Source organism: Nocardioides currus (assembly GCF_003057875.1).
Lineage (GTDB): Bacteria > Actinomycetota > Actinomycetes > Propionibacteriales > Nocardioidaceae > Nocardioides > Nocardioides currus.
The window spans coordinates 1-3,883 of record NZ_PYXZ01000018.1 but is presented as its reverse complement, the minus strand read 5'-3'; the positions used below and the strand labels follow the sequence as shown (position 1 = coordinate 3,883).

Annotated in this window: 2 protein-coding genes; one reads left to right on the top strand and one right to left on the bottom strand. The window is 60.9% G+C overall.

The features are described from left to right. Positions 1-173: 173 nt before the first annotated feature. Complete coding sequence (locus C7S10_RS21880; RefSeq protein WP_108347062.1) at positions 174-2,123, top strand: AAA family ATPase; 1,950 nt, start codon at positions 174-176, stop codon at positions 2,121-2,123. A 297-nt stretch (positions 2,124-2,420) separates the two neighbouring features. Here C7S10_RS21880 and C7S10_RS21875 read toward each other — a convergent pair whose 3' ends face one another. Continuing rightward, positions 2,421-3,008 carry an SHOCT domain-containing protein gene (locus C7S10_RS21875; protein WP_165807277.1) on the bottom strand — a complete coding sequence of 196 codons (588 nt, stop codon included), beginning with the start codon at positions 3,006-3,008 and terminating at the stop codon, positions 2,421-2,423. Positions 3,009-3,883 lie beyond the last annotated feature (875 nt).

The following is a 3,883-nucleotide window of genomic DNA, read 5'->3' as shown; positions in this document are numbered from 1 at the left end:
CCGCCCACTATGGGCTAGCCCCGTCGCTCACCGTGAATCACCCGAGCGACCGACTTTCCTACTGAGTGAGGCGGCGGTCATAGATGACCGAACGACCACGATGCTAAGGCCGCGGCAGCGACGCGTTCCGGCAACTTGCCCCGCTTTGTCGGCCCCACCTGAGATGGTGGAGCATGAAGTTGATCTCCTTCTCCCTTCAGAACTACCGGCGCTTCGTTCAGCGCACGACGATCAAGTTGCACGGACCGATGGTTGCGATCGTTGGACCGAATGAGGCCGGCAAGAGTTCGCTGTTGCGAGCGCTCGCGCGTCTCGGAAGTTCCGAGCCGTTCGACAGAACCGAGTCCCCGCGGCGCTCGGCTAGTGAACCAACGCTCGAGTGGCACTTTGCGTTGGACGAATCAGACGTAGCGCTCTTGGATTCCATACCTGAGGCATCTGCTGTCAAGACTGTGACTCTGACCAAGAGCGGGTCCTCGAACACTCCCATCTGGTCGTTCGGACCCACCCCTCCAGCTCGCGACCTGGCCGCTCGTCATTCTCTCCTCCGACTCATGGACCAGCACTCAGACGCTGTCGGCCCGTTTCGCAACGAGAGGGAAGAGGAAGCGGTGGACGCACTACGCGAAGAACTACAGGAAGCGGGATCGTTTCTCGAAGGTAAGGGGCCAAACCTAAGCGACGAAGAACGTGGAGTACTGGACACTCTCCTTGAATCAGTCAGAAGAGCCGCCGCGGAACTCGCCGAACCCACTGGGACAGAGGACGCCCTCGAAGCGCCGCCAGTCCTGAGCGAGTTGATCGACGCCATCGGTGCAGCGCTCGCAAAGGAGCGGGAAACGCCACCAGAGGTACTCGCACGGAGGGCATTGCAACCACAGGTGCCTAGTATTCAGGTCTTCCAACAAGAGGATCGAGATCTTGAGTCGTCCTACGAGCTCACAGAACACGCTGAGTCGCCTCCGGCAGCATTGATGCATCTCGCGTCACTCGCGGAACTTGATCTAAGAGAGCTCTTGCGCGAAGCCCAAGAGGGGGCGATTGCTGACGTCGGCACTCGCCGCAATGCCGCCAATCGCGTTCTCCTTGAACGCTTCGATCAGGCCTGGAATCAACAGGGAATTGCGATTCAATTCGACGTCCAAGGGACAATACTCCATGTTCAAGCGACCACGCCCGAGGACTCCGGACTCTCGTCAATCACGGAAAGAAGTGACGGTCTGCGCTGGTTCGCGGCGCTTCTTGCGTGGAGTCATGGATGGGCAGAGAAGCCGATTGTGCTGGCCGACGAGATCGAAACGCACCTTCACTATGATGCACAGTCGGACCTCATTGATGTACTTGCACAACAAGAGTTCGCTTCGAAGGTGGTATTTACAACTCATTCTTTTGGCTGTCTGCCACATGATCTCGGCACAGGGGTGCGCGCCGTCGAACAGATCGACGCGGCAACGTCTCGCGTCGAGAACGCCTTCTGGCAGAAGGGCGCCGGGTTCTCGCCCCTCCTTGCGTCGATGGGGGCAGCAGCGACTTCTCTAACCCCAACTAGACATGCACTCCTTGCTGAGGGACCGAGCGACGCGATCTTGCTGCCGACTCTCCTTCGGCAGGCAGGAGACCTCCGCGCATTACGTTTCCAAGTCGCCCCGGGTCTGGCCAGTGTGGCCGCGGTGGCAGTTAGTTCGTTGGATGCAGAGGCTGGCCGGGTCTGCTTCGTCGTCGACGGTGACCAAGCGGGCGAAGACATTCGCGCAATGCTTGTTGCGGGCGGTGTCGAGGACCACCGCGTCATCGTCCTCGCCGATCAAGACACCGGTGATCCAATAGAGCTCGAAGACTTGATCGACCTTCAGACGTACTTGGCGGTGGTGAACGCGGAGATCCTGCGGTGGCAATCGGACGCTCCTCAACTGAACAGTTCGGATCTGACCGCAACGATGCGAACCAAGGCAGTTGCCACTTGGGCGGCAGGTCACGGATTCACCGGGCCCGATAAGACAGCGGTCGCGCAGGCCGTGGTCGACTTGTCAGTTGACCGACCCGTCTTCGATACCTCACGCCAAACCACTCTCAGGTGGATCCTCCAACGAAGTTGGTCCGCACTCAGCCTCGCCCCGAACTAGGACCAGAGTGACCAGATAGTCGTACCAACCGGCAATCGACATCGCTGTGTCGGATGGTCTATCAACTGATGAGGGAATCCCACGGGCACCATAGACAACCGTGCTATCAGACCTCACAGTCCGGCGTATAGATCCGCCCACGACCGATCCCCAGACTGACGCCGCGCACCTCCTCACTTGGGGCTAGCATGCCGATGCGCGTCTTTTCGCCGCGTCAAGGCGCGCCTCTCGGAAGGTGCTCTGCCAAACTGCAAGTCCAAGGGTCGGTCGCGCACACGGTTCTCGCCCCCGCGGAGATTAGAGGGTGAGTAGACGCTGCTTTGCGGCAGCAAACTCCTCGTCGGAGAGAACGCCTGCTTGGTGAAGGTCAGCGAGCTTAGCCAACTGATCCGCAAGTCCGGCTCCCTCGCCGAGGCCGGCAGGTGGCGGGATTGGCGCAGACGTTGCAGCTGCGGGTGCAATGTTAGCGGTCGATACCGGGGTGGAGGGTCCGGGATTCTTAGCGATGCTGATCCGTCGTCGAAGCTCGGTGATCTGGTCACCAGCCGATCTGTATTCGGCCTTCGCGAGGGGCAAGGTGTTGCTCAGCGTCCATGGGTCGTTGGCATTGGCATTACGGCTCTTAGTGGAGCCACGCCAGAAGTCCTTGTTGGCGCTTCCCGAGTAGGACGGGGTGAGGATTTCGAGCACGCCGTTCATCAGCCCAGAGTTGTACTCGATGCCGGTGATGTCGGTGTAGTGAAAGACCGCCGATCGTTCGCCGCCAAGCGAGCCTGCCATGAAGCTGGTCATCGCGCCGGTCTTTACGATCGCGAGCCGATCGTCCCAGGCGGCGAGCAGGCCCGCCCCTCCGCTGGAGACAAGGATCCACCCAAGGCTCGTCATCCTGGCAGAGTCGGGCGACTGCCAGGCTCGCCTTCTTCGACAGGCCCCCGTTTCCGGCGATCCGGGTGCTCGGCCAGTTCTTTGCCTTGGCGCGATCTTCAAGTGACTCAGCGATCTCGCCGTCCCCGCTGCCCTCATGGGGCTCGGTAGCCTGGCGCGGAGCGTTGTCCCGTGCCCACTGAAGAGTTCGTTGCAAGAGGTCGTGGTCTTCGCGGGCGACGGCGCGGAAGACGTAGAGGCTGTATGCGCCTTGGGCAGTGATCTCCTGCTTCTTGTCATCCGCGGTCAGGGTGAGTGATGCGTTGTGCGAGAACTCGGCGGTGACTTTTTCCCCGAAGGCAGCGGCCAGCCGGTAGTTGGTGACGATCAGGAGGTCCGCGGCCGCCGGGCGCACTTGGACGCACTTGGTCATGTAATAGACCTCCTCGTCGGGTCGCAGATTGGGAAGCAACTTGCTCAGCCGCTTGGCCCCCTTAGCTGGCAGTAGCTTTGATCCAAAGTGCGTTGCCATAGCTCGTCTCCTCCGTCCAAGGTCCACCGCTACCTACCTCACCACAAAGTGGTGACGCCTGTCTGGGCTTCATTCGGAGGCATGAAGCGATGTGCGCGTACTCGACGTTTCGGTGAACGACAGGACGTATGCGGCGCAGGGCCGAGTCTGGCGCGACCGATGCGGCATATCGGCCGTACGGGAATCGTCTAGCAGCCGCGTGGCGGTGCCCATCTGAGTACCAGGACCAGTGGTCGCAAAAACGTTGACGATCTTCCTCCGGCGATCCCTCGTAGTCGGCGCCCACTTCCATCGTCTCCGCGTTCACGACGAGTGGGGCCAAGGACGGCTCGTCGCTGCATGGTTGCGTCCTTCCGCCGCCTGT